The organism is Kosakonia arachidis (genome assembly GCF_900116535.1).
In the GTDB taxonomy this organism is placed as follows: Bacteria; Pseudomonadota; Gammaproteobacteria; order Enterobacterales; family Enterobacteriaceae; genus Kosakonia; species Kosakonia arachidis.
This window is the reverse complement of the sequence record NZ_FPAU01000001.1, coordinates 999,981-1,024,795: the sequence shown is the minus strand read 5'-3', so window position 1 is coordinate 1,024,795 and position 24,815 is coordinate 999,981. Positions and strand designations below refer to the sequence as shown.

The 24,815-nt window shown below is 52.5% G+C and carries 23 protein-coding genes and 2 pseudogenes; 13 read left to right on the top strand and 12 right to left on the bottom strand.

All coding sequences use genetic code 11. From position 1 onward, the window contains the following. Window positions 1–118: 118 nt before the first annotated feature. Window positions 119–1,669 (top strand): methyl-accepting chemotaxis protein, encoded by a 1,551-nt coding sequence (locus tag BM427_RS04960; protein WP_090120683.1) that lies wholly within the window; start codon window positions 119–121, stop codon window positions 1,667–1,669. 59 nt (window positions 1,670–1,728) lie between these two features. On the opposite strand, the pseudogene BM427_RS04955 reads toward BM427_RS04960, so the two are convergent. The 5 genes and pseudogenes from BM427_RS04955 to BM427_RS04935 form a co-directional block, all read right to left on the bottom strand. Next, a pseudogene (locus BM427_RS04955) lies at window positions 1,729–2,072 on the bottom strand (IS30 family transposase); the annotation flags it as partial. 79 nt (window positions 2,073–2,151) lie between these two features. Then, the gene (locus tag BM427_RS04950) at window positions 2,152–2,889 is read right to left on the bottom strand and encodes an SDR family oxidoreductase (RefSeq protein ID WP_090119732.1); all 738 of its coding nucleotides are present in this window, start codon (window positions 2,887–2,889) and stop codon (window positions 2,152–2,154) included. Window positions 2,890–2,920: 31 nt separating this feature from the next. Beyond that, complete coding sequence (locus BM427_RS04945) at window positions 2,921–3,847, bottom strand: SDR family NAD(P)-dependent oxidoreductase (protein ID WP_090119730.1); 927 nt, start codon at window positions 3,845–3,847, stop codon at window positions 2,921–2,923. A 15-nt stretch (window positions 3,848–3,862) separates the two neighbouring features. Continuing rightward, window positions 3,863–4,783: an NADP-dependent oxidoreductase gene (locus BM427_RS04940; protein ID WP_090119728.1), complete on the bottom strand. Its 921-nt coding sequence runs from the start codon at window positions 4,781–4,783 to the stop codon at window positions 3,863–3,865. A 23-nt stretch (window positions 4,784–4,806) separates the two neighbouring features. Then, entirely contained in the window at window positions 4,807–5,253 is a 447-nt protein-coding gene (locus tag BM427_RS04935) for an ester cyclase (RefSeq protein WP_090119726.1), read from the bottom strand. Between the two features lie 112 nt (window positions 5,254–5,365). On the opposite strand from BM427_RS04935, the pseudogene BM427_RS26440 reads away from it, so the two are divergent. Beyond that, window positions 5,366–5,563: pseudogene (locus BM427_RS26440) on the top strand (LysR family transcriptional regulator); the annotation flags it as partial. 406 nt (window positions 5,564–5,969) lie between these two features. Then, window positions 5,970–6,509 (top strand): GNAT family N-acetyltransferase, encoded by a 540-nt coding sequence (locus BM427_RS04925; RefSeq protein ID WP_090119724.1) that lies wholly within the window; start codon window positions 5,970–5,972, stop codon window positions 6,507–6,509. A gap of 402 nt (window positions 6,510–6,911) precedes the next feature. Here the strand turns inward: BM427_RS04925 and BM427_RS04920 are convergent, their stop codons facing one another. Continuing rightward, complete coding sequence (locus tag BM427_RS04920; RefSeq protein ID WP_090119723.1) at window positions 6,912–7,790, bottom strand: LysR family transcriptional regulator; 879 nt, start codon at window positions 7,788–7,790, stop codon at window positions 6,912–6,914. Window positions 7,791–7,894: 104 nt separating this feature from the next. On the opposite strand from BM427_RS04920, the gene eamB reads away from it, so the two are divergent. After that, entirely contained in the window at window positions 7,895–8,482 is a 588-nt protein-coding gene (gene eamB / locus BM427_RS04915; RefSeq protein WP_090119721.1) for a cysteine/O-acetylserine transporter, read from the top strand. A gap of 98 nt (window positions 8,483–8,580) precedes the next feature. Here eamB and BM427_RS04910 read toward each other — a convergent pair whose 3' ends face one another. Both BM427_RS04910 and BM427_RS04905 read right to left on the bottom strand, forming a co-directional pair. Further along, a complete protein-coding gene (locus BM427_RS04910) occupies window positions 8,581–9,591 on the bottom strand; it encodes an aldo/keto reductase (RefSeq protein ID WP_090119719.1) in 1,011 nt (336 codons plus the stop codon). 110 nt (window positions 9,592–9,701) lie between these two features. Further along, a complete protein-coding gene (locus BM427_RS04905) occupies window positions 9,702–10,103 on the bottom strand; it encodes a MarR family winged helix-turn-helix transcriptional regulator (RefSeq protein ID WP_090120682.1) in 402 nt (133 codons plus the stop codon). Between the two features lie 241 nt (window positions 10,104–10,344). Between BM427_RS04905 and BM427_RS04900 the strand changes: the two genes are divergently transcribed. Beyond that, the gene (locus BM427_RS04900; protein ID WP_090119717.1) at window positions 10,345–11,733 is read left to right on the top strand and encodes an MFS transporter; all 1,389 of its coding nucleotides are present in this window, start codon (window positions 10,345–10,347) and stop codon (window positions 11,731–11,733) included. Window positions 11,734–11,845: 112 nt separating this feature from the next. Here the strand turns inward: BM427_RS04900 and BM427_RS04895 are convergent, their stop codons facing one another. The 3 genes from BM427_RS04895 to icd form a co-directional block, all read right to left on the bottom strand. Further along, window positions 11,846–13,111, bottom strand: coding sequence for a Y-family DNA polymerase (locus BM427_RS04895; RefSeq protein ID WP_090119716.1), 1,266 nt, complete (start codon window positions 13,109–13,111; stop codon window positions 11,846–11,848). A 2-nt stretch (window positions 13,112–13,113) separates the two neighbouring features. Beyond that, window positions 13,114–13,536, bottom strand: a complete 423-nt coding sequence (locus BM427_RS04890) for a translesion error-prone DNA polymerase V autoproteolytic subunit (RefSeq protein WP_090119714.1) — start codon at window positions 13,534–13,536, stop codon at window positions 13,114–13,116. 296 nt (window positions 13,537–13,832) lie between these two features. Next, window positions 13,833–15,083: an NADP-dependent isocitrate dehydrogenase gene (gene icd / locus BM427_RS04885; protein ID WP_090119713.1), complete on the bottom strand. Its 1,251-nt coding sequence runs from the start codon at window positions 15,081–15,083 to the stop codon at window positions 13,833–13,835. 186 nt (window positions 15,084–15,269) lie between these two features. Here icd and rluE point away from each other — a divergent pair, with 186 nt between their 5' ends. The 8 genes from rluE (at window position 15,270) to BM427_RS04840 (ending at window position 23,238) form a co-directional block, all read left to right on the top strand. After that, complete coding sequence (gene rluE / locus BM427_RS04875; RefSeq protein WP_090120680.1) at window positions 15,270–15,938, top strand: 23S rRNA pseudouridine(2457) synthase RluE; 669 nt, start codon at window positions 15,270–15,272, stop codon at window positions 15,936–15,938. Further along, on the top strand, window positions 15,931–16,383 hold the full coding sequence (locus tag BM427_RS04870) for an NUDIX hydrolase (RefSeq protein WP_090119711.1): 453 nt from the start codon (window positions 15,931–15,933) through the stop codon (window positions 16,381–16,383). The genes rluE and BM427_RS04870 overlap by 8 nt, the downstream gene beginning before the upstream one ends. 118 nt (window positions 16,384–16,501) lie before the next feature. Then, the gene (gene mnmA, locus BM427_RS04865) at window positions 16,502–17,608 is read left to right on the top strand and encodes a tRNA 2-thiouridine(34) synthase MnmA (protein WP_090119709.1); all 1,107 of its coding nucleotides are present in this window, start codon (window positions 16,502–16,504) and stop codon (window positions 17,606–17,608) included. 73 nt (window positions 17,609–17,681) lie between these two features. Beyond that, complete coding sequence (gene hflD / locus BM427_RS04860) at window positions 17,682–18,311, top strand: high frequency lysogenization protein HflD (RefSeq protein WP_090119707.1); 630 nt, start codon at window positions 17,682–17,684, stop codon at window positions 18,309–18,311. Between the two features lie 19 nt (window positions 18,312–18,330). Beyond that, on the top strand, window positions 18,331–19,701 hold the full coding sequence (purB, locus tag BM427_RS04855; RefSeq protein ID WP_090119706.1) for an adenylosuccinate lyase: 1,371 nt from the start codon (window positions 18,331–18,333) through the stop codon (window positions 19,699–19,701). Between the two features lie 138 nt (window positions 19,702–19,839). Continuing rightward, on the top strand, window positions 19,840–20,514 hold the full coding sequence (gene phoP, locus BM427_RS04850; protein ID WP_090119704.1) for a two-component system response regulator PhoP: 675 nt from the start codon (window positions 19,840–19,842) through the stop codon (window positions 20,512–20,514). Further along, entirely contained in the window at window positions 20,511–21,974 is a 1,464-nt protein-coding gene (gene phoQ, locus BM427_RS04845; RefSeq protein ID WP_090119702.1) for a two-component system sensor histidine kinase PhoQ, read from the top strand. Before phoP ends, phoQ begins: the two co-directional genes overlap by 4 nt. A 142-nt stretch (window positions 21,975–22,116) precedes the next feature. After that, entirely contained in the window at window positions 22,117–23,238 is a 1,122-nt protein-coding gene (locus BM427_RS04840; protein ID WP_090119701.1) for a ribosomal protein uL16 3-hydroxylase, read from the top strand. Between the two features lie 100 nt (window positions 23,239–23,338). Here the strand turns inward: BM427_RS04840 and pepT are convergent, their stop codons facing one another. Continuing rightward, on the bottom strand, window positions 23,339–24,565 hold the full coding sequence (gene pepT / locus BM427_RS04835; RefSeq protein ID WP_090119699.1) for a peptidase T: 1,227 nt from the start codon (window positions 24,563–24,565) through the stop codon (window positions 23,339–23,341). Between the last annotated feature and the right edge of the window lie 250 nt (window positions 24,566–24,815).

The window sequence follows — 24,815 nt, the reverse complement described above, 5'->3', positions numbered from 1 at the left end:
TCCTCTTCACGGCATATTTTTATCCGTTTTAGTTAAAGCCAGAAAAATACATGCCGATATCTTATATGTTTTACGTCTCTTCAGGCTGCTATCTCAAATTATGTGGATCGAGGTTAAAATGTTCAGGAACTTACCTATCAAGAAAAAATTCTTTTTTGCCTTTGGGGCCGTTTTAGTTTTGTTATTGTCGCTGTGCGCAACCTTCTACAATAATTTTTCCAACATCGTTAATACAAACGAATGGAACATTCATAGCTGGCGCGTCATCGATAAAAGCCGAGCCCTGACCCAAAGTCTGGTGAATATGGAAACCGGTCTGCGCGGCTATGCAATTAATGGCAAAGAGGAAATGCTGGCACCCTGGAGTTCAGGCAAAGAGGATTTTGTAAAATTTTGGCAGGAAACTAAAGACTTAACTGCGGATAACCCTGCACAGCAGAAACGCCTGGATAATTTGCTTAATCAGGAGAAAGAGTGGCAGAAGAAGTTTGTCGCTGAGTTACTTGATCACCGTCGCGCGCTAAACGCAGGGTCAATAACGCAGGGGGATTTCACTACCGCCTTCGAATCCAATACTGGCAAGCCGCAAATGGATCAGATGCGTAAAACCATTGATGAAATCGTCAATGATGAAACACGTCTGCTCAGCGAACGCCAGAATTCTGTCGATTCCGTTCAGACACAGACCGGACTTACCTTATTTATCGGCGCGCTGTTGGGGGTATTCATCGCTTCCGCTTTAGGCTATGCCCTTGCCCGCACCATTACCCTTCCGCTTGGGGAAGCGGTAAAAGCGGCTAAGGCGATTGCTGCAGGCGATCTCTCTTCCCGTTTGGTTGCACGTTCAAAAGATGAAACCGGTGTTCTGATCGTCACCCTTACCGCCATGCAGGAGCAGCTCAAAAAAGTGGTGTCTGATATTCAGACCGCCGCGTCCTCTATCGATAGTGCTTCTAAAGAAGTCGCGATGGGCAATACCGATCTCTCTGTACGAACTGAACAGCAGGCCGCCTCGTTGGAAGAAACCTCAGCCAGCATGGAGCAACTGACGGCGACCGTGAGGCAAAACGCCTCTAACGCGCAAAACGCCAGCAGTCTGGCGTCCGACGCGTCCGAGGTTGCGCAGCAGGGAGGCAAAGTGGTGGAGGAAGTCGTCTCCACCATGGCTGCCATTTTTGATAGCTCACAAAGCGTGGTTGATATTATCGGCACAATAGAAAGTATCGCTTTCCAGACCAATATCCTGGCGCTCAACGCCGCGGTGGAAGCCGCCCGCGCCGGCGAGCAGGGGCGCGGTTTCGCTGTGGTGGCAAGCGAAGTACGCGCTCTTGCGCAACGCAGTGCGACAGCGGCAAAAGATATTAAATCGTTGATTGAAGCCTCGAATCATCGCATATCCCAGGGTACAGATCTGGTCGCTCAGGCGGGTAAAACCATGACTGAGATAGTCACGGCGATCAGCAACGTCTCAGTCATTATGTCAGAAATCTACACAGCCTCCGGCGAGCAGGTTAACGGTATCGAGCATGTCGGTATCGCTATCACGCAGATGGATGAAGTAACCCAACAAAACGCCGCGCTGGTTCAACAGGCCGCTGCAGCTGCCGCGTCGCTGGAAGATCAGGCGGCTCAGCTAAACCGCTCGGCTGCAATTTTTAAACTCGCCTGACAAATGGATTTATCTTTAAAAACTGGCAAATACCTTTACGTCCGCTTCTGGCTGTGAGTTCATCCGATGGATGCAACACATTGGTTAACACGCTCTGCGGGTGATTCACAGTCCAGCGTTTTTCCTGGCCTCTCGTTGAGCTGCCTGGCACACTGTTTAGTCTTTGCTGGCTGTGAACCGATAAGTCAGTTCCTTTTGGAAAATACTGCCTGAGCAATCTGTTTGTATTTTCATTGGAGCCGCGTTGCCAGGGGGATTGAGGATCGCAGAAGTAAACCTGAATATCGGTGGCTACAGTAAACCGGGTGTGGCTGGTCATTTCAGCGCCCCGGTCCCATGTTAATGTTTTATAAAGTTCAGCAGGTCATTCCCGGGCTTGTTTGATGAGTGCAGATATAACCGTTATCTGGTTTTATCCCTGTGCAACACGTGCTACCAGACAGCCGTAATGCGTGGGTCGCCCTTTCTCAGGGTTGTTAGATTCAAGCGAAGCCCCCATTAACCCGGACAACCTGTGAGTTGACCCATCCGCCGTCTTTTCCTACCAGGAAGGAAACCGCGTTGGCAACGTCCAACGGCGTTCCCAAACGTTCCATTGGAGACATCTTCGCCAGCATCGCGATCTGTTCTTCGGTCTTACCGTTGAAGAACAACTCGGTGGCTACGGGTCCCGGTGCAACCGCGTTCACGGTGATGTTGCGGCCGCGCAGTTCATTGGCAAGCACATGCACCAAGCCTTCAACGGCAGACTTGGAAGCGATGTATGGCCCGTAGCCCGGCGTCGCCTTGGCGATGACGCTGGTAGACAGAGCCACGATACGCCCCCCATCACCAAGAATTTCAGCGGCCTTGGCCAGGACGAGGAACATGCCCCGCACGTTCGTCGTCAGCATCTGGTCCAGTTTTTCTACGTTGTCCGTCTTGATCGGCGCGAAGTTCATGATGCCTGCGTTGCTGACCACAACATCCAGTCGGCCAAACGCTTTCTCGGCCGACGAAAACAACTTACTCACATCGTCCACATTGGCGACATTACCCTTGATGGTAATCGCAGTACCGCCATTATCTTGAATTTCAGCCGCCACCGCGTCAGCCTGAGCTTGGTTGCCGGCGTAGCCGATAGCCACAGCGAAACCATCGGCAGCTAATCGCAGCGCGATGTCTTTGCCAATACCGCGGGATGCGCCCGTCACGATGGCTGTTTTGCTTGTATTCTTCATGGTCAAAACTCCAGTGTTGATTGAAGTGCGTCTACACCGCGCTTGATGGTGCTGGCAGAATCAGATCTTCGAGTCCCATTTGGCGTAGGAAAGCCGCCTGTTTCTCGTGATAAATGGCATCGATTGCATCCGTGCCTTTTCGCTGGCCGTCAATGACTACGCGGAAGGGTCGTTGACCGCGTGGTATCGCCAGCACATCGACAGCAGCTTGACCGACAGCTGAGACATCCAATGCCCCTCCGTTGGCCGCATCAATCGCACTGAGCTGATCGGCCAGGCCCGATATCCGATCAGGCAAATCTCCATACTGCTGTTCGATTGCGAAGTACTCCGGGGCATTGGAATGCGCGAAATGCTCAGTTCCCGAGGTAAAGGCACCTGGAACCAGGATCACGCTCTCGATGCCCACGGGACGCAACTCCATGGCCATTATCTCGGCTATTGCATCGCCTGCGACTTTGCTGGCGATGTAGGGACCAAGGAAAGGTTCATGCAGGCGAGCAGTCGTGCTGCCCACGTACATTAGAAGACCTCCCCCCTGCCGGCGCATTGCCGGCAGGACTGCACGATTGACGCGCAGCCAGGAGAGCGCGTTGGTGTCGATGATGCGTGCGACCTGTTCGATAGAGAACGCTTCGGTGATGCCTGTCATCAACATCCCGGCGTTGTTTACCACCACATCGACACGCCCATGTCTGGCGAGAATCTGGTTTACCGCAGCCTGGCAGCAAACCTCGGATAGCACGTCAAGTTCGACGATATCCAATGAAAGGCCTTCCGCCCGTGCGAGTTCCAGTAGCGCTTCGGCTCGTTCTCGATTCTTTTGCCGAATCTCACGCATGCTTGCGTAGACCTGATGCCCTGCGCGTGCCAGCGACAGGGAAACCGCGCGGCCGATGCCAGAGCCAGCGCCTGTCACCAGCACTACTTGTTGCGAATTTCTCGCGTTGTGTGTCATCGAATAACTCCTGATTCAGTTACGCATGCGGATCGAGACTTTGCCGCGCGCATGGCCTGTGGCCACTTTTTCCAGCGCAGCCCGAGCATCTTCCAGCGGGAATATCGAATCGGTGACGATCTGAAGTTGTCCGGCCTGAAACCGGCTGGCCGCCTCAGGCAGATAGGGCGTGGCGCTCGAGAAGAACACAGATTCGCCGGCCATCCCGTTTCTGCCCGTGATGTCGAATGCCACCAAACTCGCGATACGCCCATCCGGACGCAGCACCGACCATGATTTCTCCAGCGTCTCGCCCCCCAGGGAGTCGAGCACCAGATCGATGTCGCGTAATGACGAGAAGTCTTGCGTGCGGTAGTCGATCACTTCGTCCGCACCCAGGCTTTTCACCAGATCGAGATTTGCACCCGACGCCGTGCCGATAACGTATGCGCCGGCCAGATGGGCCTGCTGAACTGCCATGCTGCCCACACCACCCGCTGCAGCATGGATTAGCACGCGCTGTCCACGCTGTAAACGACCGATATCGAACAGTGCCTGACGGGCTGTGCCGAATGTAGTCGGGAGGGAGGCTGCTTGCTCGAAGCTCATGGCAGCCGGAATGACACACAGGTCTGCAGCCGCGGTTACGATGCTCTGCGCAATAGCGCCGCCAGCGTTGGGCATGCTTCGCCCGAACACGCGGTCGCCCGGTTGCAGATGCGTTACCTGTGTGCCGACCACGTCGACCACGCCGCTAAAGTCGGTGCCTGGAACGTAGGGGAAATCGACCGGGAAAACCTGTTGCAGATAACCTGCAATGATTTTCACGTCCAGGGGATTGATACCAGCCGCTTCGATGCGAACCACAACCTCTCCCGGTTGCGGATTACGCACGGTCATTTCACCGATACTGATGACGTCCGGGCTACCGAAAGTCTGGATGAGTGCTGCTTTCATAATGAACCTTGCCTTCAAAATAATCAGGACTGGACGGGGAACTGTCCAAGCTGAAGGAACAGGCCGAACCAGTCCTCCATGTGCCATGTGGTGGTGACGCGGCTGCCGCTCAGCGTGTGGAATTCATGCAATCGGAAGCTGACCTTCTTGCCAGTAGGTGCTATTCCGAAAAATTCGCCCTGGTGCGTACCGCTGATCTCGGCACGCACTCCGATCTGGCCAGGCACCTGGATCATGTCCTGGATAGCGATCTGTACATCGGGAAAAGCCTCGCCGAGGTCGCGGATAATCGGCTTGATACCTTCCGGCCCGGGGGCATGGCCCGGCGCCAGCGGGATGTCCTCCCATTGCGGCGCCAGCACGGTATCTACGAGATCGGGATTCTTTTCGCTGAAGGCGCGATACAGCGTTTCTACGGCCTGGCGCTCGATGCGCAGACGCTCGGTGAGTTCGGCGTTGATTGTGTTCATAGGTTGCTTCCCTTAGGGTACAGTTACCTACAAGTGGTTGTGGATGACTAAAGTGTCTTCCTTGCGATAAAATCCGTCTAACAAATGAATGATATGAATGATTATTTGATTTATGGATTTTCACGGAATTAACTTGAATCTGCTCGCAGCATTCGATGCGCTGATGACCGAGCGCAATGTGACGCGGGCCGCTACTCAGATTGGCGTGAGTCAACCCGCCATGAGTGCAGCATTGTCGAGGTTACGAAAGCTGTTCGGAGATCCGTTATTTTTGCACAGCGCAGATGGCCTGTTGCCGACGGCGCGCGCGTTGGCTGAACCCATTTCACAGGCGCTGCGGCAGCCTGAAGCCACTCTGGTCCGGAAGCCGGATTTCGTGCCAGGTGAAGCAAATGACAAAATCCACATCAACCAGCAAAACGCCCCGTAAACAGTACACACCTGAATTCCGTGATGAGATCACAATAAGCGCATACCCGGAATCACTTAAAAGTGTCATTCTCAGGGTTCGAATGACTATAACTGGCGCACGGCTGACAAGTGGCATGAGCAGCGAGTCAGCTATGCGCGAAGACTGGCCCTAAAACGCCCAACAATCCGGCAAAAATTGATAATATTAAATTAGAAATATATTATTAATCAGAATATCTATAGATCGTTTTACAGAGAGCATTTTATTAACCCACCAGGCCTATATTTTGACATAAGGATAAGTTATGAAGTTATTTTCTACAGAACGAACTGATGTGTACTTGCTCGTAACCGACCTTGCAGAAGCTTTTCAGCACTATCTACTTAATAACAGGTCACACCTGGCACCCTTTGAACCATTACGTAATGATGACTACTTTAAACTTGAAAACATATCAAGCAGAATAATAAACGCACTAAACGATTATGAGAATAAAAAGTGTTTGAACCTGGTTTTTACTTTAAAGAATGAAAGCAAAATAATCGGAAGTATAAACTTCACCAACTTCATATTTGGTGTGTTCGAAGCATGCTATCTAGGATTTTCGCTCGATCATGCTTATCAAGGTAAAGGGATAATGCATGAAGCTCTCAATAAATCAATCACCTATGTTCATGAAAAGTACGGAATGCACAGAATTATGGCCAATCATCTTCCTGATAACATTCGCAGTAGTAAGACTCTTGAAAAACTGGGGTTTGTTAAAGAAGGGTATGCACAATCTTATCTCAAAATAAACGGGGTATGGCAGGATCATGTCCTTAATTCACTTGTTCTTTCATAAGAGTTTATTAGTTAACTTTTGCCCTGCCCCCTTAAAATAACATATCGCAATGTTATCAACTTCCGCTTCTGGCACTTAGCGAATAATGCCAGAAGAAAAGATTTTACCTCTATCTTTACGACGCTCCTACCAAAAGAAACGCACGCGTTTATTATATCGAGCCTTTGATGAGTTTTCTGATTGATGCAGGCAGGTACTCACTTGTTGCTTTCCTGTCATCATCAGAAGGAGCACGCCGCGCATACCTGAGAATGAAAGGAAAAATTGACCCGGTGTCATCAGCCGTACCTGGACTTCCGGGAATCCGGCTTATCGTGACATTCTTTAGCCGTTAACTATTATCAGTCCTGTCAACGGCTAAAATCGATGGGGCAATTCTGCAAAGCAGTATGAGGGCAGCGGTCAAGCGTCCAGACTCTCCCGTAAGGACTGAATAAACAGCCCCATTGCTGGCGTAATGACCTTACCTGAGTGATGAGCACACACTGCAGAAAGGGTTTCAGGGACTGGTGACAGAGGAAGTTCCTGCAGCAGTCCGGCACGCAGATCTTTCTCCACCGTGAATCGCGGTAAGTATGTCACGCCTGTATTGGCCATGACGCACTGCTTAATACTTTCAATGCTGATGAGCTCAATGGTGGAGTCAATCGTTATTTTTCTTTGTCTGAGGACAGATTCAAACATCAGACGAAATACACATTGTTTTTCATTAATAATGAAACTGACGGGGATATGCTGATTTCCCCGTGTGAAATCAACCAGCGTTAATTCAGGAGAGGCAACGAGCACGAGAGGATGTTCGCCATAGTTTTCCGTGATAAGAGACGCATCCTTGCCCACCCGATAGAAAATCCCCAAATCAATTTCATTGGCCAGCAAACTGTCACGGATTGTATAACAGTTCTGGGATTGCAGAGACAGCAACACATTCGGCGCTCTTTTTTTAAAACTCTTTAGCACCTGCGGTATCTTGTAGGAAAGTAGCGTCTCGCCCACGGCAATGCGCAATTCACCTTCCGGTTCAGCATGTTGTTGGACGGCCTGTTTAATACCATTTATGGCGACCATCATCACATCAATATAGGGCATCATATTCCTGGCGGCATCCGTTGGCACCATGCGGCGACCAATTTTTTCAAACAGCTGAACACCGTATTCGGCCTCAAGTTGTCTGATCTGAAATGTGACCGTTGACTGCGTACAGCAAAGTTTACTGGCTGCTTTGGCAAACGATCCTTCTTCCAGAATGGTCCTGAGGGTTAACAAACGACGTAAGTCCAAGATTGTCTCCTGTGAAGTATTCATAACGTTGAATCATGAATGCGAAAACATTCAATATTTTTTCTTATTGGCATCCTCTAAATTAAAAAAAAAGAGGAGTTATTATGTCACTTTCGATTGCCGGAGCTTTTCTGGCTTATACTTTCATTACTGCACTTACCCCGGGTCCTAATAACATTCTGGCTCTGAGCAGCGTGCATACTCACGGATTCCGTAAAAGCCTGCGTCCACTGGCTGGCATGGGAGCAGGATTTCTCATTATTATGCTCCTGTGCGCCTTATTTACCGTGGCGATAACCCGAACACTGCCTGCCGTCACCCACTGGCTGACCTGGTCAGGCGTGGTTTATATTCTCTGGCTGGCGTTGAAAATTGCCCGAAGTCAGCAGGCAAATAACACCGGCTCTGACGTCCCACTGACCTTCAGAACCAGTTTTTTACTGCAGTTTGCGAATGTAAAAATCATCCTTTACGGGATAACGGCTCTCTCCGCCTTCGTCATCCCCTATACCAGCAGTAAGGTCTGGATTATTCTGGTCAGCGTTCTACTGGCTCTGATCGGCGCCTTTGGCAATCTCTGCTGGGCGGCAGCAGGACACCTGTTTCAGACGCTTCTGCACCGGCACGGTCGCCTGGTCAATATGATCCTTGCAGGGGCACTGGTACTGGTCGCGGTAGATATGTTGCTGTGAAACACAGACAGTTCGCGTGATCCTGTTCCAGTCACTTCGGTCGGATAAACTGACAACAGTTCTGATGTCAGTTTATTCCCCAGACCATAGTCCTCATGTTATGCCACTGGTTTACCTGGTATAACCTGATCCAGTAATGCCTGCACGGGGGCCGTTTTAATGTCATTGTCAAACTGGCTGACGCTGTTCAGCCTGTCGATTTGTGCCTCTGTGAGATTCAACCCTGAAAACCCCACATTACTGACGTACTGCGCCTGCGTCCGGGGGCCGATAATAGGGATACATTGCTGTGCAGCAACCCAGGCAATAGCCACCTGGTCGGGGCTTGCCCCGGTTTCAGCGGCAATAGCCAGAACTTCGTCGAGAATGGCGCTCCGCTGTTCGTTGTTTTCCGCCTGGAATACTTTTCCCCCCATCCCTTCTGCCCTGCCTTTTTCACCGGCACGGTATTTGCCGGTGAGCATTCCACCGCCCAGCGGGGACCAGGTTATGGGGGTTATCTGCAGCGCTCTGCAGGCTTTCAGCATGTCACGTTCGGGTTGACGTGAAACCAGACTGTACTGGAACTGAGAGGCGACAATGGGCACCGCGTGATACAGTTCGGCAAGCGTTGCTGCGCGTGCCAGCCGCCAGGCCGAAAAATTGGACAAACCGGCGTAAAGAATTTTTCCGGCTCTGGATAGATCTTCAAGTCCCCGGACCAGTTCTTCTGACGGCGTGATATCGTCAGGATGATGAACCCAGTATAAATCGATACGATCGGTTTTAAGCCGCTTCAGGCTCGACTCCACCGAGGACACCATCGCCCGACGACTGTTGCCTGTAACCAGCCCGCCGGCCACTTTAGATGCGCCGCTCGAATATTTTGTCGCGAGAAAGAAATTTTCTCTGCGTCCCTGAAGGAGGGCCCCCAGAAACTCTTCCGATTCACCGAACTGATACACATCAGCCGTATCTATAAAGTTACCGCCATCCGCTTCAAAAGCATCTAAAATCGCCCGACTTTCGTCTAATGATGCGCCGTACCCCCACCGCATGCCAAAATTTGCCGTTCCCAGGGCCACTGAGGAGACTCTAACGCCCGTATTGCCAAGGATCTGATATTTCACATTGCCACCTCTTACTTATGTTAATGATTTATTTGGTCTTTAAAATAGATTCATATATACGGGTATATACCCATATGTCATTTTATTCTTTTAAGCTGGCAACCTGCAATTCAGATTTGGTGAAAAATGTGCTGCAGCGCCCTGACGTTGTCCGCGCCAAGACGTTCTTCAATGATGTGCTGGCAGCGCTGCCAGGCCGGAAAGGCTTCTCTGATGAGCGCTTCACCTTCAGGGGTGATGGAGACCTGCTGCTGCCTTTTGTCCATACCATCACGGTCGACCTGCAACCACCCCTGACGCGCCAGAACGGTGACGTTTCGTCCTACCGTAGAACGATCCAGCCCGGCGATATCACCGAGCCGGGTAAGGCTTACGGGACTATTGTTTATCACCAGCCTCATCAACGAATACTGCGCAATATTGATGCCATAGGCATCCAGCTCGGCGTCGTAAATCGCGGTCATCTTACGTGTGAAATCACGCAGATTTTTACAGTAGCAGGGAGAACTCATATCCAGTGCCCATATCAAGTTCAGATAACAAAAGGGGTTTACGAGCATATACCCACATTATACCTGAGTCCAGAAAGCGATGCCGGAAGAGAATCATCTGATGCAGAGACTTCATGGCTGAAAGCGAAGGTTTATTGTTCTGCAGGTTGGAAAGCATTGACGCTCGTCGCCATATGCGGGTATATACACGTATATTGTTATACCTGCAGTCAGTGGGTAGCGCTTTATTCAGAGAGGAACAATGGCCCTTAATTCATCAACCATAACAGCGAGTTCACCATCACGTATTCACCCGGCAGGTCTGCTTTCAATCGGACTGGGCAGCATCCTGAGCTCACTGGACTTATTTGTCGTCAACCTTGCCTTCCCGTCGATCAGCCGAAGTTTTCCCGGGCAACCCGAGGCCACGCTGTCACTGATTCTGACGATCTTCTCCGTCTGTTTTGCCTCAACGCTGGTGCTGAGTGGTCGTTTTGCCGACCGGTACGGTCGACGGACCATCTTCTCGGTAGGTCTGGCCCTGTTTGGTCTGTCGAGTCTGCTCTGTGGGCTAGCACCCACGCTCTGGATACTCATCGCCGCACGAGCAATACAGGGGTTTGCAGCGGCCATGCTCATCCCGACAAGCCTTGGGCTACTACTGAGTGCATATCCTCAGGAGAAGCATAAGCAGGTGATCGGCTTCTGGGCAGCCACCGGCTCGGTTGCGGCAGCGGCCGGTCCTGTCCTGGGGGGTGTTCTGGTACAGGCTGACTGGCATCTGCTTTTCTTCATCAACGTGCCAATCGTGATTGGGGCTCTCATATGTACCCGATACCTGAAAGAAAGTGCACCGCATACCGGGCCTGCACCCGACATCACGGGAAGCGTACTCCTGACGACAGGAATAGCCCTTCTCACCGCCACCATCGCTCACACTTCGGAATGGGCCACCCATGAAGCCGGTATTCTCACGGGCAGTGTGGGAGCCATCGTCGTCCTGACGGTATTTGTGTACCACTGCCTGAAATCCTCCCGTCCTCTTCTCGACCTGAGCCTCTTCCATTCCCGGGCTTTCACAACGGCAACAATAGGCATGGGATGTTTTTATATGAGTTTTGCCGTTATGTTACTTGGCGGCACGATGTTCCTGACCCAGGCATGGCACCTGACCGCCGCGCAGGCAGGTCTTGCTTTTGCTGCGGGACCCGGTACCGCCGTTGTCGCCTCTCTGCTTATCGGGAGGGTAAAGGCCAGCCCGCAGAACCTTGCTGTCGCAGGCTCCGTACTGTACTTCCTGAGCGGACTATGGTGGTTTTTTACGCTTAGTAACCATACTGGTGATGCCTGGTTACTGGACTATTTGCCCGGCCTGATTATGACCGGACTCGGTGCGGGTATCGCGCAGACGGGCTTTATGGCAGGAGCAGTTTCCGGGCTTCCGGCCCATATGTATTCGACAGGAACAGGGCTCATCAACACCTCACGCCAGATTGGTGCGGCAATCGGCGTGGCGCTTTTTGTTGCGCTAAGCGGTAAGGCTGATGCACCTGAATCCTTCCGTACAGCCTGGCTGCTGATGAGCCTGTGCGGCCTTATCGCGGCCCTGGCGGCTAATTACCTGCGCCGCAAAATCTCCCCGAAAAAGTAAATGCCTCAGCAACACGGGAGCAGATCAGCTTGATCTGCTCCCCGTTTATTAACCCAGGCTGAAACGAGCAACTTCCGCCTGGCACATAGCAGACCACGTTAACTGATAAAGCTCATCGGACCCTAAGAAGATCTGAATACCTTGTGGTGTACCGTGGCGATAGCAGATTGCTCTTCATCTGCCATGGGGGTTGTATACCCTGCCCGGCAAAATACAACGTGCCCCGCCCGTCTTTTGCGTTGAGCTGATCCAGAACGTCCATCAGCTTTTCACTGTTCGCCCGCGGCGCGTTGTCATCGAATAGATTGAGCTGCGCGACACCCTGACTGAAAAAATCGCCGAGCATTACCCCCGCTTTCTGGTAGTGATGACCCTCTTTCCAGATCGCATCCAGGCAGCGTGTGGCCGCACCAATGATGCCCCTGCTGTCCTGCGTGGGCGTGAGGAGCTTTACAGATGCGCTGTTGCCATAATACGGCTTGTTTAATGCAAACGGGCTGGTCTTAACAAATACGGAGATAAACCGGCAGTACTGATGCTCACCACGCAGCTTTTCCGCCGCCCGGCTGGCGTAGCTGCATATTGCCTGTCGCATATCCTCGTAACCGGTAATGCAACCGCCAAACGAACGGGAGCAGACAACTTCCTGTTTTGCTGGCGCGAACTCCTCCAACTCGAGACATGGCTCGCCGCGAAGCTCCCGGACTGTCCTCTCCAGAACGACGCTGAAGTGCTTACGGATAAACCGGATATCGCTGTCAGCCAAATCCAGTGCCGTTTTGATACCCATGGCGTCGAGCTTTTTTGAAAGACGACGGCCTACACCCCAGACTTCTTCAACCGGAAGCATTGCCATCAGCCTTCGCTGGCGCGCCTGGTTCGACAAATCGACCACTCCGCCGGTCTGCCGCTGCCACTTTTTGGCGGCGTGGTTGGCCAGCTTCGCCAGGGTTTTGGTTTGTGCGATGCCAACGCCGACCGTCAGATGGGCACGTTTCAGCACGGTGGCCCGAACCTCATGCCCGAAGTCAGTTAAATCGCGGCAATTCCGCACGCCAGTAAGGTCACAAAAGGCCTCATCAATGGAGTATATTTCCACGCGCGGGCTCATCTCTTCCAGCGTCGTCATCACGCGATTAGACATGTCCGCGTACAGCTCGTAATTACTGCTGAACGCCACAATGCCGTGGCGCCGGAATGCCTCTTTCTGTCTGAAATAAGGCTCACCCATGGACACAAAAGGCTTCGCTTCCGCGCTGCGGGAAATCACGCAACCGTCGTTATTCGATAAAACGACGACAGGTCGCCCTTTCAAATCCGGTCGAAAAATGGTTTCACACGACGCATAGAAGCTGTTCACATCGCACAGCGCAAACATAATCAGCCCACTGCTTTGACGATAAAAGTCACGACACCGAAGATGTCGAGCGTGTCTTCACTCGTCACCCGGATCGGGCTGTATGCGGGATTCATTGGGTTAAGCTGAAGGGAGGGTCTGAGCTGAAGACGCTTCACGGTGAATGCGCCGTCTACTGCTGCGATCACAATGTCGCCATGCCGGGCGGTACGGGAACTGTCAACGACAAGAAGATCGCCATCGCTGATTCCGCCATCAATCATGGAATCCCCTGCCGCCCTGACGAAATACGTCGCGCAGGGATGTTGTACAAGTAGCTCGTTAAGGTCAATCCGCTGCTCAACATAATCTGCTGCCGGACTGGGAAAGCCGCACTGAACAAGGTCGCTGAAAAGGGGTAGCGCGACAACGGCGCGCGGAAAATCTGCGGGTTTGATGAGCTGCATAGTGTAGTCCTGCTAAATACTGTTTTTATATACAGTATATTCATCGATGCAGATGATCAAGCCCGCTTCGCTTAACATCAACACATTTTTAGCTGGTTTTCTTTTGGTGTGAGATGGTTACGGTGGTGAAAAAATTTTATGTTTTATGGCACCGGCTGGAGGGCCTCCACTTTCTTTTCCCACTATTACTGGCAGAGCCAAAAAGCCGAAAAACACGCCCATAGAACGTGTTTTTCAGTTAGCAATAAAAAACGGAAACCATCTGGCTCCCGTTCTTGTTTAACCCGCAAAGCGGATTACATGTTCGCGATGATCGCGTCGCCAAACTCTGAACATTTCAGCAGCTTAGCGCCTTCCATCAGACGTTCAAAATCGTAGGTCACGGTTTTGGCGTTAATCGCGCCGCTCATGCCTTTGACGATCAGGTCAGCCGCTTCAACCCAGCCCATGTGACGCAGCATCATCTCAGCGGAAAGGATCACAGAACCCGGGTTCACTTTGTCCTGACCCGCATATTTCGGTGCCGTGCCGTGGGTCGCTTCAAACAGAGCACATTCGTCACCAATGTTCGCGCCAGGCGCAATACCGATACCGCCAACCTGAGCAGCCAGTGCGTCAGAGATGTAGTCACCGTTCAGGTTCATACAGGCAATAACGTCATATTCAGCCGGACGCAGCAGGATCTGTTGCAGGAATGCATCAGCGATCACATCTTTGATGATGATCTCTTTGCCGGTTTTCGGGTTTTTGATTTTCTGCCACGGGCCACCGTCGATCAGTTCGCCGCCGAACTCTTCGCGAGCCAACTGGTAACCCCAGTCTTTGAACGCGCCTTCGGTGAACTTCATGATGTTGCCTTTGTGAACCAGCGTCACGGAATCGCGGTCGTTGGCGATCGCATATTCAATCGCGGCGCGCACCAGACGTTTGGTGCCCTCTTCGGAACACGGTTTGATGCCAATACCGCAATGTTCCGGGAAGCGAATTTTCTTCACGCCCATTTCTTCGCGCAGGAATTTAATCACTTTTTCTGCGTCAGCAGAGTCCGCTTTCCATTCGATACCGGCGTAAATGTCTTCAGCGTTTTCACGGAAGATGACCATGTCAGTCAGTTCCGGGTGTTTAACCGGGCTTGGGGTGCCCTCGTAGTAACGAACCGGGCGCAGGCAGATATAAAGGTCCAGCTCCTGGCGCAGCGCAACGTTCAGGGAACGGATTCCGCCGCCAACTGGCGTGGTCAAAGGGCCTTTAATTGCAACGCGGTATTCACGAATCAGATCAAGTGTTTCAGGCGGCAACCAGACGTCCTGGCCATAAACGTGGGTCGATTTCTCGCCGGTATAAATTTCCATCCAGGAAATTTTACGCTCGCCTTTGTAGGCTTTCTCCACAGCGGCATCCACCACTTTCAGCATCGCCGGGGTAACGTCAACACCGATACCGTCACCTTCAATGAACGGGATAATCGGGTCATTCGGAACGTTGAGCTTGCCATTTTGCAGGGTGATCTTTTTACCTTCCGCCGGAACAACTACTTTGCTTTCCATTCACCTCTCCTTCGAGCACTTCTGGTTGTTTGCTCGCTGACTTCATGCCGGGGCGCTCAGACTTCGTCCGTTCACCTGTTATCTGAATCACACAGAGCAAACCGTTTTTTGTTAATAAATTGTAATGAGCCCGTCAATACTAACCGATACTCAGGCTCCATGAAAGGCAATCGTTATTCCGTTATAATGCGGGAATTGATAACTACTGAAAATACCATGAAGAAAACTTCTTTTAGAAATCACCGGGTTGAGCGATTCAGCTCGCGACAAGCGTCTAAACCTTCCGGGCAAAGCCAACCAAAACGCGTTATTTTGTTCAATAAACCCTACGATGTTTTGGCACAGTTTACCGACGAAGACGGACGCAGCACGCTGAAAGATTTTATTCCGGTCCAGGGCGTGTATGCCGCCGGTCGTCTTGATCGTGACAGCGAAGGGCTGCTGGTATTGACCAACGATGGCGCGCTGCAGGCAAGTCTTACCCAGCCAGGCAAACGTACCGGCAAAATTTATTACGTGCAGGTGGAAGGGGAACCGACTGACGAGGCCATCGCCGCGCTGCGCAGTGGCGTCACCCTCAATGACGGCCCAACCCTGCCTGCAGGTATTGAGCTGGTCAATGAGCCAGACTGGCTATGGCCGCGTAATCCGCCAATCCGCGAGCGCAAATCGATCCCCACCGCCTGGCTGAAAATTACGCTATATGAAGGGCGCAACCGCCAGGTACGTCGCATGACCGCCCATGTTGGATTTCCCACTCTGCGTCTCATCCGCTACGCTATGGGGAATTACACGCTGGATAACCTCGCCAATGGCGAGTGGCGTGACGCTTACCAGGGAGCCAGCTATGTTTAAACCCCATATTACCGTCGCCTGCGTGGTTCACGCCGCCGGTAAATTTCTCGTTGTAGAAGAGACAATCAACGGCAAAGTACTATGGAATCAGCCTGCCGGCCATCTTGAAGCTGACGAAACCCTCATTCAGGCGGCAAAACGCGAGCTGTGGGAAGAGACCGGGATCCGCGCCGAGCCGCAGCAGTTTATCCGCATGCACCACTGGATCGCCCCGGACAAAACCCCGTTTCTGCGTTTTCTGTTTGCCATCGAGCTTGACGAAATGTGCGCCACTGAGCCGCACGACAGCGATATCGATCGCTGCCTGTGGGTGACTGCCGAAGAGATTTTACAGGCGTCAAATTTGCGCTCGCCACTGGTCGCGGAGAGCATCCGTAGCTGGCAGCGCGGGGAGCGCTATCCGCTAGCGTTAGTCGGTGAATTTAACTGGCCGTTCACCGTATAAACGGCCGCTGTGTGCCTTATCGCAACACATCCACAACATGAATGGGCACAAAGGGGTGCCTGCGCTGCCAGCCCGTGATAGAATACGCCGCCCTGAAGTTCTTAGTCGTGAGTATTCTATGTCTGATAGCCCAAAAAAAGTGATCGTCGGCATGTCCGGCGGTGTCGACTCTTCCGTTTCCGCTTACCTGTTACAGCAACAAGGTTATAAGGTGGAAGGCCTGTTCATGAAGAACTGGGAAGAGGATGACGGCGAGGAATACTGCACCGCGGCGGCGGATCTGGCCGACGCGCAGGCCGTTTGCGACAAGCTCGGCATTGAGCTTCACACGGTTAACTTTGCCGCAGAATACTGGGACAACGTGTTCGAACATTTCCTGGCTGAATATAAAGCCGGACGGACGCCGAACCCGGATATTCTCTGCAACAAAGAGATCAAATTTAAAGCCTTCCTTGAGTTTGCTGCTGAAGATCTGGGCGCAGACTACATTGCCACTGGTCACTATGTGCGTCGTGCCGACATTGACGGCAAAAGTCGGCTGCTGCGCGGCCTTGATGGCAACAAGGATCAGAGCTACTTCCTGTATACGCTGGGCCATGAGCAAATCGCCCAGAGTCTGTTCCCGGTCGGCGAGCTGGAAAAACCACAAGTGCGTAAAATCGCCGAAGAACTCGACCTGGCGACCGCGAAGAAAAAAGACTCTACGGGTATCTGTTTTATCGGCGAACGTAAATTCCGCGAATTCCTCGGTCGTTACCTGCCAGCCCAGCCGGGCAAAATCCTCACCGTCGACGGTGAAGAGATTGGCGAGCACCAAGGGCTGATGTACCACACCCTCGGCCAGCGCAAAGGTCTGGGGATCGGCGGCACCAAAGAAGGTAGCGAAGAGCCGTGGTACGTGGTTGATAAAGATGTGGAAAACAATATCCTCATCGTCGCACAGGGTCACGAACATCCGCGTCTGATGTCTGTCGGGCTGATTGCCCAGCAGTTGCACTGGGTCAATCGCGAACCGCTGCAAGGAACCCTGCGCTGCACGGTGAAAACCCGTTACCGTCAGGAAGATATTCCCTGCACTGTCACGGTGCTGGACAACGAGCGCATTGAGGTGCGTTTTGATGCGCCGGTTGCGGCCGTCACGCCGGGGCAATCCGCTGTTTTTTATCTCGGCGAAGTCTGCCTTGGTGGCGGCATCATTGAGCAGCGCCTGCCGCTGCCCCTTTAACGAATTAGCGTAAATACTGGACTGGCAAAAGCCCGCGCAGCCGTTAACGATGCGGGCAGTGGAAGGAGTGAGTGTGGCGAAGAACTATTACGATATTACCCTTGCATTGGCAGGCATTTGCCAGTCCGCACGGCTGGTGCAGCAACTGGCGCACCAGGGACATTGTGACTCTGACGCGCTGCACGTTTCGCTCAATAGCGTTATCGATCTCAACCCGGACTCCACGCTCAGTGTGTTCGGCGGCAGTGAAACCAACCTGCGTACCGGGCTGGAAACGCTGCTGGGTGTGCTGAACGCGAGCAGTCGCCAGGGTCTGAATGGTGAATTAACCCGCTACACTCTTTCTATGATGGTACTGGAGCGTAAACTTGCTGGCAGTAAAGGCGCAATGGATACGCTCGGTAACCGCATTGCTGGATTACAGCGACAGCTTGAGCATTTCGATCTGCAATCGGAGACGCTGCTCAGCGCGATGGCTGCTATTTATATTGACATTATCAGCCCGCTGGGGCCGCGCATTCAGGTCACTGGCTCGCCCGCCGTGCTGCAAAGTTCGCAGGTGCAGGCAAAAGTACGCGCCACGCTGCTCGCCGGGATCCGCGCCGCCGTGCTGTGGCATCAGGTCGGCGGGGGCCGCCTGCAATTGATGTTTTCCCGAAATCGCCTGTCGACACAGGCCAAACAAATTCTCGCTCATTGTTAACCTCCCGGAGTTGTGACTTATGGAATTATCCTCACTGACCGCCGTTTCCCCTGTCGATGGACGCTACGGCGATAAAGTCAGCGTACTGCGCGGGATTTTCAGCGAATTCGGTTTGCTGAAATTTCGTGTTCAGGTTGAAGTACGCTGGCTGCAAAAACTGGCGGCGCACGCGGCGATCAAGGAAGTTCCTGCTTTTGCTGCCCACGCAAACGGTTACCTCGATAAAATCGTCGAAGACTTCAGTGAAGAAGATGCCGCCCGCATTAAAACTATCGAGCGCACCACTAACCACGATGTCAAAGCGGTCGAATATTTTCTGAAAGAGAAAGTGGCCGATATTGCCGAACTGCACGCGGTATCCGAATTTATCCACTTTGCCTGTACCTCGGAAGATATCAACAACCTCTCCCATGCTCTGATGCTGAAAACCGCCCGTGACGAAGTGATCCTGCCTTACTGGCGCAAGATCATCGACGCGGTAAAAGATCTGGCGGTACAGTACCGTGATATTCCGCTGCTCTCGCGCACCCACGGCCAGCCGGCAACGCCATCCACAATGGGTAAAGAGATGGCCAACGTCGCTTATCGTATGGAGCGTCAATTCCGCCAACTGAACCAGGTGGAAATTCTAGGCAAAATCAACGGCGCGGTAGGTAACTACAACGCACACATCGCCGCCTATCCGGAAGTGGACTGGCATCAGTTCAGCGAAGAGTTCGTGACTTCGCTCGGGATCCAGTGGAACCCGTACACCACGCAGATTGAGCCGCATGATTATATCGCTGAGCTGTTCGACTGCATGGCGCGCTTCAACACTATTCTGATCGACTTCGACCGTGATATCTGGGGCTACGTTGCGCTGAACCACTTCAAGCAGAAAACTATTGCCGGCGAAATTGGTTCTTCCACCATGCCGCACAAAGTTAACCCGATCGACTTTGAGAACTCCGAAGGCAACCTCGGTCTGTCAAATGCCGTGTTACAGCATCTGGCAAGCAAACTGCCTATTTCCCGCTGGCAGCGCGATCTGACCGACTCGACGGTACTGCGTAATCTCGGTGTTGGCGTTGGTTACGCGCTGATCTCTTACCAGTCAACGCTGAAAGGCGTGAGCAAACTGGAAGTGAACCGTGACCGTCTGCTCGACGAACTCGATCACAACTGGGAAGTACTGGCCGAGCCTATCCAGACCGTGATGCGCCGTTATGGCATCGAAAAACCGTATGAAAAATTAAAAGAACTGACCCGAGGCAAACGCGTTGACGCCGAAGGGATGAAGCAGTTTATCGATAGCCTGGCACTGCCGGACGACGAAAAAGCGCGTCTGAAAGCGATGACTCCGGCCAACTATATCGGTCGTGCTATCACCATGGTTGATGAATTAAAGTAATCCATTCTTCTGCCTGCTAACCCTCTTTTTTCCTTGAAAAGAGGGTTTCTTCCCTCCTGGTTTAGTAAATGTTTATCCCCTACGCCTGACAATCCGCGTTAAACTATTTCAATCAAAAATATACGGAGAGTTCTGACGATGCGCGTTCTCGTTGTGGAAGATAATGCTCTGCTGCGCCACCACTTAAAAGTTCAGTTACAGGAACTGGAACATCAGGTTGACGCGGCGGAAGACGCAAAGGAAGCAGATTACTTTCTGAATGAACATCTGCCGGACATCGCCATTGTCGATCTCGGTCTGCCGGATGAAGATGGCCTGTCACTGATCCGCCGCTGGCGCAGCCATGACGTTTCACTGCCGGTGTTAGTTCTGACCGCCCGCGAAGGCTGGCAGGATAAAGTCGAAGTGCTGAGCGCGGGTGCCGACGACTACGTCACTAAACCCTTCCATATTGAAGAGATAGTAGCGCGCATTCAGGCATTGATGCGCCGTAACAGTGGCCTGGCCTCGCAACTGATCTCGATGTCACCTTTCCAGGTTGATCTTTCACGACGGGAATTATCCATTAATGATGAAGTAGTGAAACTCACGGCCTTTGAATACACCATTATGGAAACACTGATCCGCAACAGCGGCAAAGTGGTAAGCAAAGATTCCTTGATGTTGCAGCTTTATCCCGATGCAGAACTGCGTGAAAGTCACACCATCGACGTGCTGATGGGCCGGTTGCGTAAAAAAATCCAGGCGCTGTATCCCAATGACGTTATCACCACGGTGCGCGGTCAGGGATATTTATTTGAATTGCCGAAATGAGGCGTCTGCTGCAACACATCATGCCGCTGTCATTGCGGGTTCGCTTTTTACTCGCCACGGCAGCCGTAGTGATGGTGCTCTCGCTGGCGTATGGTGTGGTGGCACTGGTGGGTTATAGCGTCAGCTTTGATAAAACCACCTTCCGTCTGTTGCGCGGTGAAAGTAGCCTCTTTTACACCCTGGCGAAATGGGAAAATAATCAGCTCAGCGTTGAGTTACCGAAAAATCTCAACCTGCAAAGCCCGACGGTGGCATTTATCTATGATAAAGATAATAAACTGATCTGGTCGCAGAAAAATGTGCCATGGTTGCAGAAGATGATCGAGCCGGACTGGCTGACAGCTAACGGTTTTCACGAAATCGAAGCCGATGTCGATGCCAGCAGCACGCTGGTAGATGACGACCATTCCATTGAGGAAGAGCTGAAAGAGATCCGCAACGACGACAGCAACTCGGAAATGACGCACTCCGTGGCAGTGAATATTTACCCCGCTACGGCACGCATGCCGCAACTGACCATCGTGGTTGTCGATACCATTCCTGTCGAGCTTAACCGCTCCAATATGGTCTGGAACTGGTTTATCTATGTACTGGCCGCCAACCTGTTGCTGGTGGTACCACTGCTGTGGCTGGCGGCATGGTGGAGTCTGCGACCTATTGAGGATCTGGCGCGGGAAGTGCGCGAACTGGAAGAGCATCACCGTGAGCAACTCAACCCGGAAACCACCCGCGAGCTGACCAGTCTGGTGAGCAATCTGAACCGCCTATTGAAGAGTGAACGCGATCGCTACGACAAATATCGCACGACACTAACCGACCTCACCCATAGCCTGAAAACACCGCTGGCGGTATTACAGAGCACATTACGATCGCTTCGCAGCGAGAAGATGAGTCTTGGCGAAGCTGAACCCTTAATGCTGGAGCAGATCAGCCGTATTTCGCAGCAAATCGGTTACTACCTGCATCGGGCGACAATGCGAGGCAGCAGCGGCCTGTTGAGCCGCGAACTACATCCCATTGCGCCATTGCTCGACAGCCTCACATCAGCGCTGAATAAGGTTTATCAACGCAAAGGGGTGAATATCACACTCGATATCTCACCGGAAGTTAGCTTTGTTGGCGAACAGAATGACTTTATGGAAGTAATGGGCAATCTACTGGATAACGCCTGCAAATACTGCCTTGAATTTGTCGAAGTTTCCGCCCGGCAAACCGAAGATACCTTGCATATTGTGGTTGAAGACGATGGCCCCGGGATCCCGATTGCTAAACGCGAAATCGTTTTTGATCGCGGGCAGCGCGCCGACACACTGCGTCCCGGTCAGGGCGTCGGGCTTTCCGTAGCGCGGGAGATCGTTGACCAGTATGAAGGGCAAATTCTAACTGGCGAGAGCATGCTTGGCGGGGCCAAAATGGAAGCGATTTTTGGACGACAGCACACCAGCGCCATCGGTGACTGATCGCCATCATTTACCACGTGTGCAAAAAGGGGGATGAATTCGCCCCCTTTTTCTTGTTATCTCCCCTGTTACACAGACAAAATAGCGCATCAGCATTACTATAATCTTTTATTCAGCCAATGATTATTTGCCGGAAACGCATATGGAATATCATGTAGAGATTAACTGGCCAGATTTTATCCAACGCTACTGGCAAAAACGCCCGGTAGTGCTGAAACGCGGAATTAAAAATTTCGTCGATCCCATCAGCCCTGACGAGCTGGCCGGGCTGGCAATGGAAAATGAAGTGGACAGCCGGCTGGTCAGCCATCTTGATGGCAAATGGCAGGTCGGACACGGGCCGTTCCAGAGCTATGATCATCTGGGTGAAAACAACTGGTCGCTGCTGGTGCAGGCAGTAAACCACTGGCATCAGCCTGCCGCCGCGCTGATGCGTCCGTTCCATGCTCTGCCCGACTGGCGTACCGACGATCTGATGATCTCTTTCTCAGTGCCGGGCGGCGGCGTAGGCCCGCACCTCGACCAGTACGATGTGTTTATTATTCAGGGCACTGGCCGTCGTCGCTGGCGCGTGGGTGAAAAAACGTCGCTTAAACAACACTGTCCACACCCGGATTTGCTCCAGGTCGATCCGTTCGAGGCGATTATCGATGAAGAACTGGAGCCGGGCGATATTCTCTATATTCCGCCGGGATTCCCGCATGAAGGCTATTCGCTGGAAAACTCGCTTAACTATTCAGTAGGTTTTCGCGCGCCAAGCGCCCGCGAATTGATCAGCGGTTTTGCCGATTACGTTTTACAGCGTGAATTAGGTAGCCAGCGTTACAGCGATCCGGACGTGCCGCAGCGTGCGCATCCGGCAGATATTCTGCCGGAAGAGGTGGACAAGTTGCGTGGAATGATGCTGAACCTAATCAACCAGCCCGCACAGTTCAACGACTGGCTGGGTGAGTTTATTTCCCAGTCGCGTCATGAGCTCGATGTCGCGCCGCCGGAACCACCGTATCAGCCGGATGAAATCTATGATGCGCTGCAACAGGGCGACAAACTGGTGCGTCTTGGTGGCCTGCGCGTGTTGCGTATTGGCGAAGATGTCTTTGTTAATGGTGAGAAAGTGGATACGCCGCACCGCCCGGCGCTGAATGCGCTGGCAGCCGACGTCGTGTTAACCGGAGAGAACTTTGGTGATGCGCTGGAAGACCCGTCATTCCTCGCCATGCTCGCCGCGCTGGTCAACAGCGGTTACTGGTTCTTCGAGGACTAATAAAAACAGGGCGGTTGTGCCTTATCCGACCTGAAAAATACTCAACGTCCTGCCCTTGCACCAGGCCCGGTTAGCGCAGCGCTACCGGGCATTTACGGTGTTAATGCCCTTTTGCGGTCAACCCGGCGATACGGGCAATCACCCGCACCGCTTTTTCCATCCCTTCCAGCGTTACAAATTCATGCTTGCCGTGGTAGTTATAGCCGCCGGTAAACAGATTCGGACACGGCAATCCCATGAAGGAGAGCTGTGCGCCGTCGGTGCCGCCGCGAATCGGTTTCATGTCCGGTTCGATATCGCAGTCGCGCATCGCCTGCCTGGCGACCTCCAGGATATGCGGGAACTCCACTACTTTATCGCGCATGTTGTAGTAGCTGTCTTCAATCGCCAGTTCGATATAGCAATCCGGATGCAGCCCTTTACCCACTTTTTTGGCGATCTCCATCATTTTACGTTTCCGCGCTTCAAAGGCTTTACGATCAAAATCGCGGATGATGTAATGCATATCAGCGCGTTCAACCGTGCCTTTGATGCTGGTCAGATGATAGAAGCCCTCATAGCCTTCCGTCTGTTCCGGGCTCTCCTCTTCCGGCACCAGCGCATGGATCTTACTGGCGAGTGTCAAAGCGTTGACCATCACCCCTTTCGCCGTGCCGGGATGCACGTTGTTGCCGACAATTTTGATATCCACCGATGCGGCGTTGAAGTTCTCATACTCCAGTTCACCTACGCCGCCGCCATCGACGGTATACGCCCATTTCGCGCCAAAAGTTTCAACGTCAAAATGCTTTGCCCCTTTGCCAACTTCCTCGTCCGGAGTGAATGCCACACAGATGTCGCCGTGTGGAATATTTTCCTTTTTCAGCACCGCCAGCGCGGTCATGATTTCCGCGACGCCTGCTTTATCATCCGCGCCGAGCAGCGTTTTGCCGTCGGTGGTAATCAGCGTCTGCCCCAACAACTGATGCAGCACCGGGAACATCACCGGCGAAAGAATTTCATCGCCAACGCCGAGCGCGATATCGCCGCCACGATAGTTTTCAAGGATTTGTGGGTTGACGTTTTTCCCGCTGCAATCCGGAGAAGTATCAACATGGGAAATAAAACCGATCGCCGGAACCGGCGTTTGCACGTTCGACGGCAGCTTCGCCATTAGCGTGCCTCTGTCGCTTAATGTCACATTTTCCAGCCCCATCTCTTCCAGTTGGGCCTGAAGTAAACGCAGGAGCTTCCACTGACCGTCCGTGCTTGGCACCTGGCGGACGCCGGGCTTAGATTGAGTATCCAGAGAAACGTACTGTAAAAAACGCTCTAATAATTTGTCCATGAAGCCCCCCAACAAAGTGTCACAACATTATCAGTAAGCATGAAAAGATAAATATTGCGTCAAGTCACCTTTACCCCGTAAACGAGCATATTTTCAAAATTGCTCTCACACAGGAAATGCCGTTGAGAAAGTGATGACTTGATTAGCAAAAACTCACATGATTGGCGATTTCAGGGCGTTGCCGTAGCATGCCAACCCTTAAATCGTGCACAATCCTTACGGTGGTTAATCACTCCCCCCGCATCCAGTA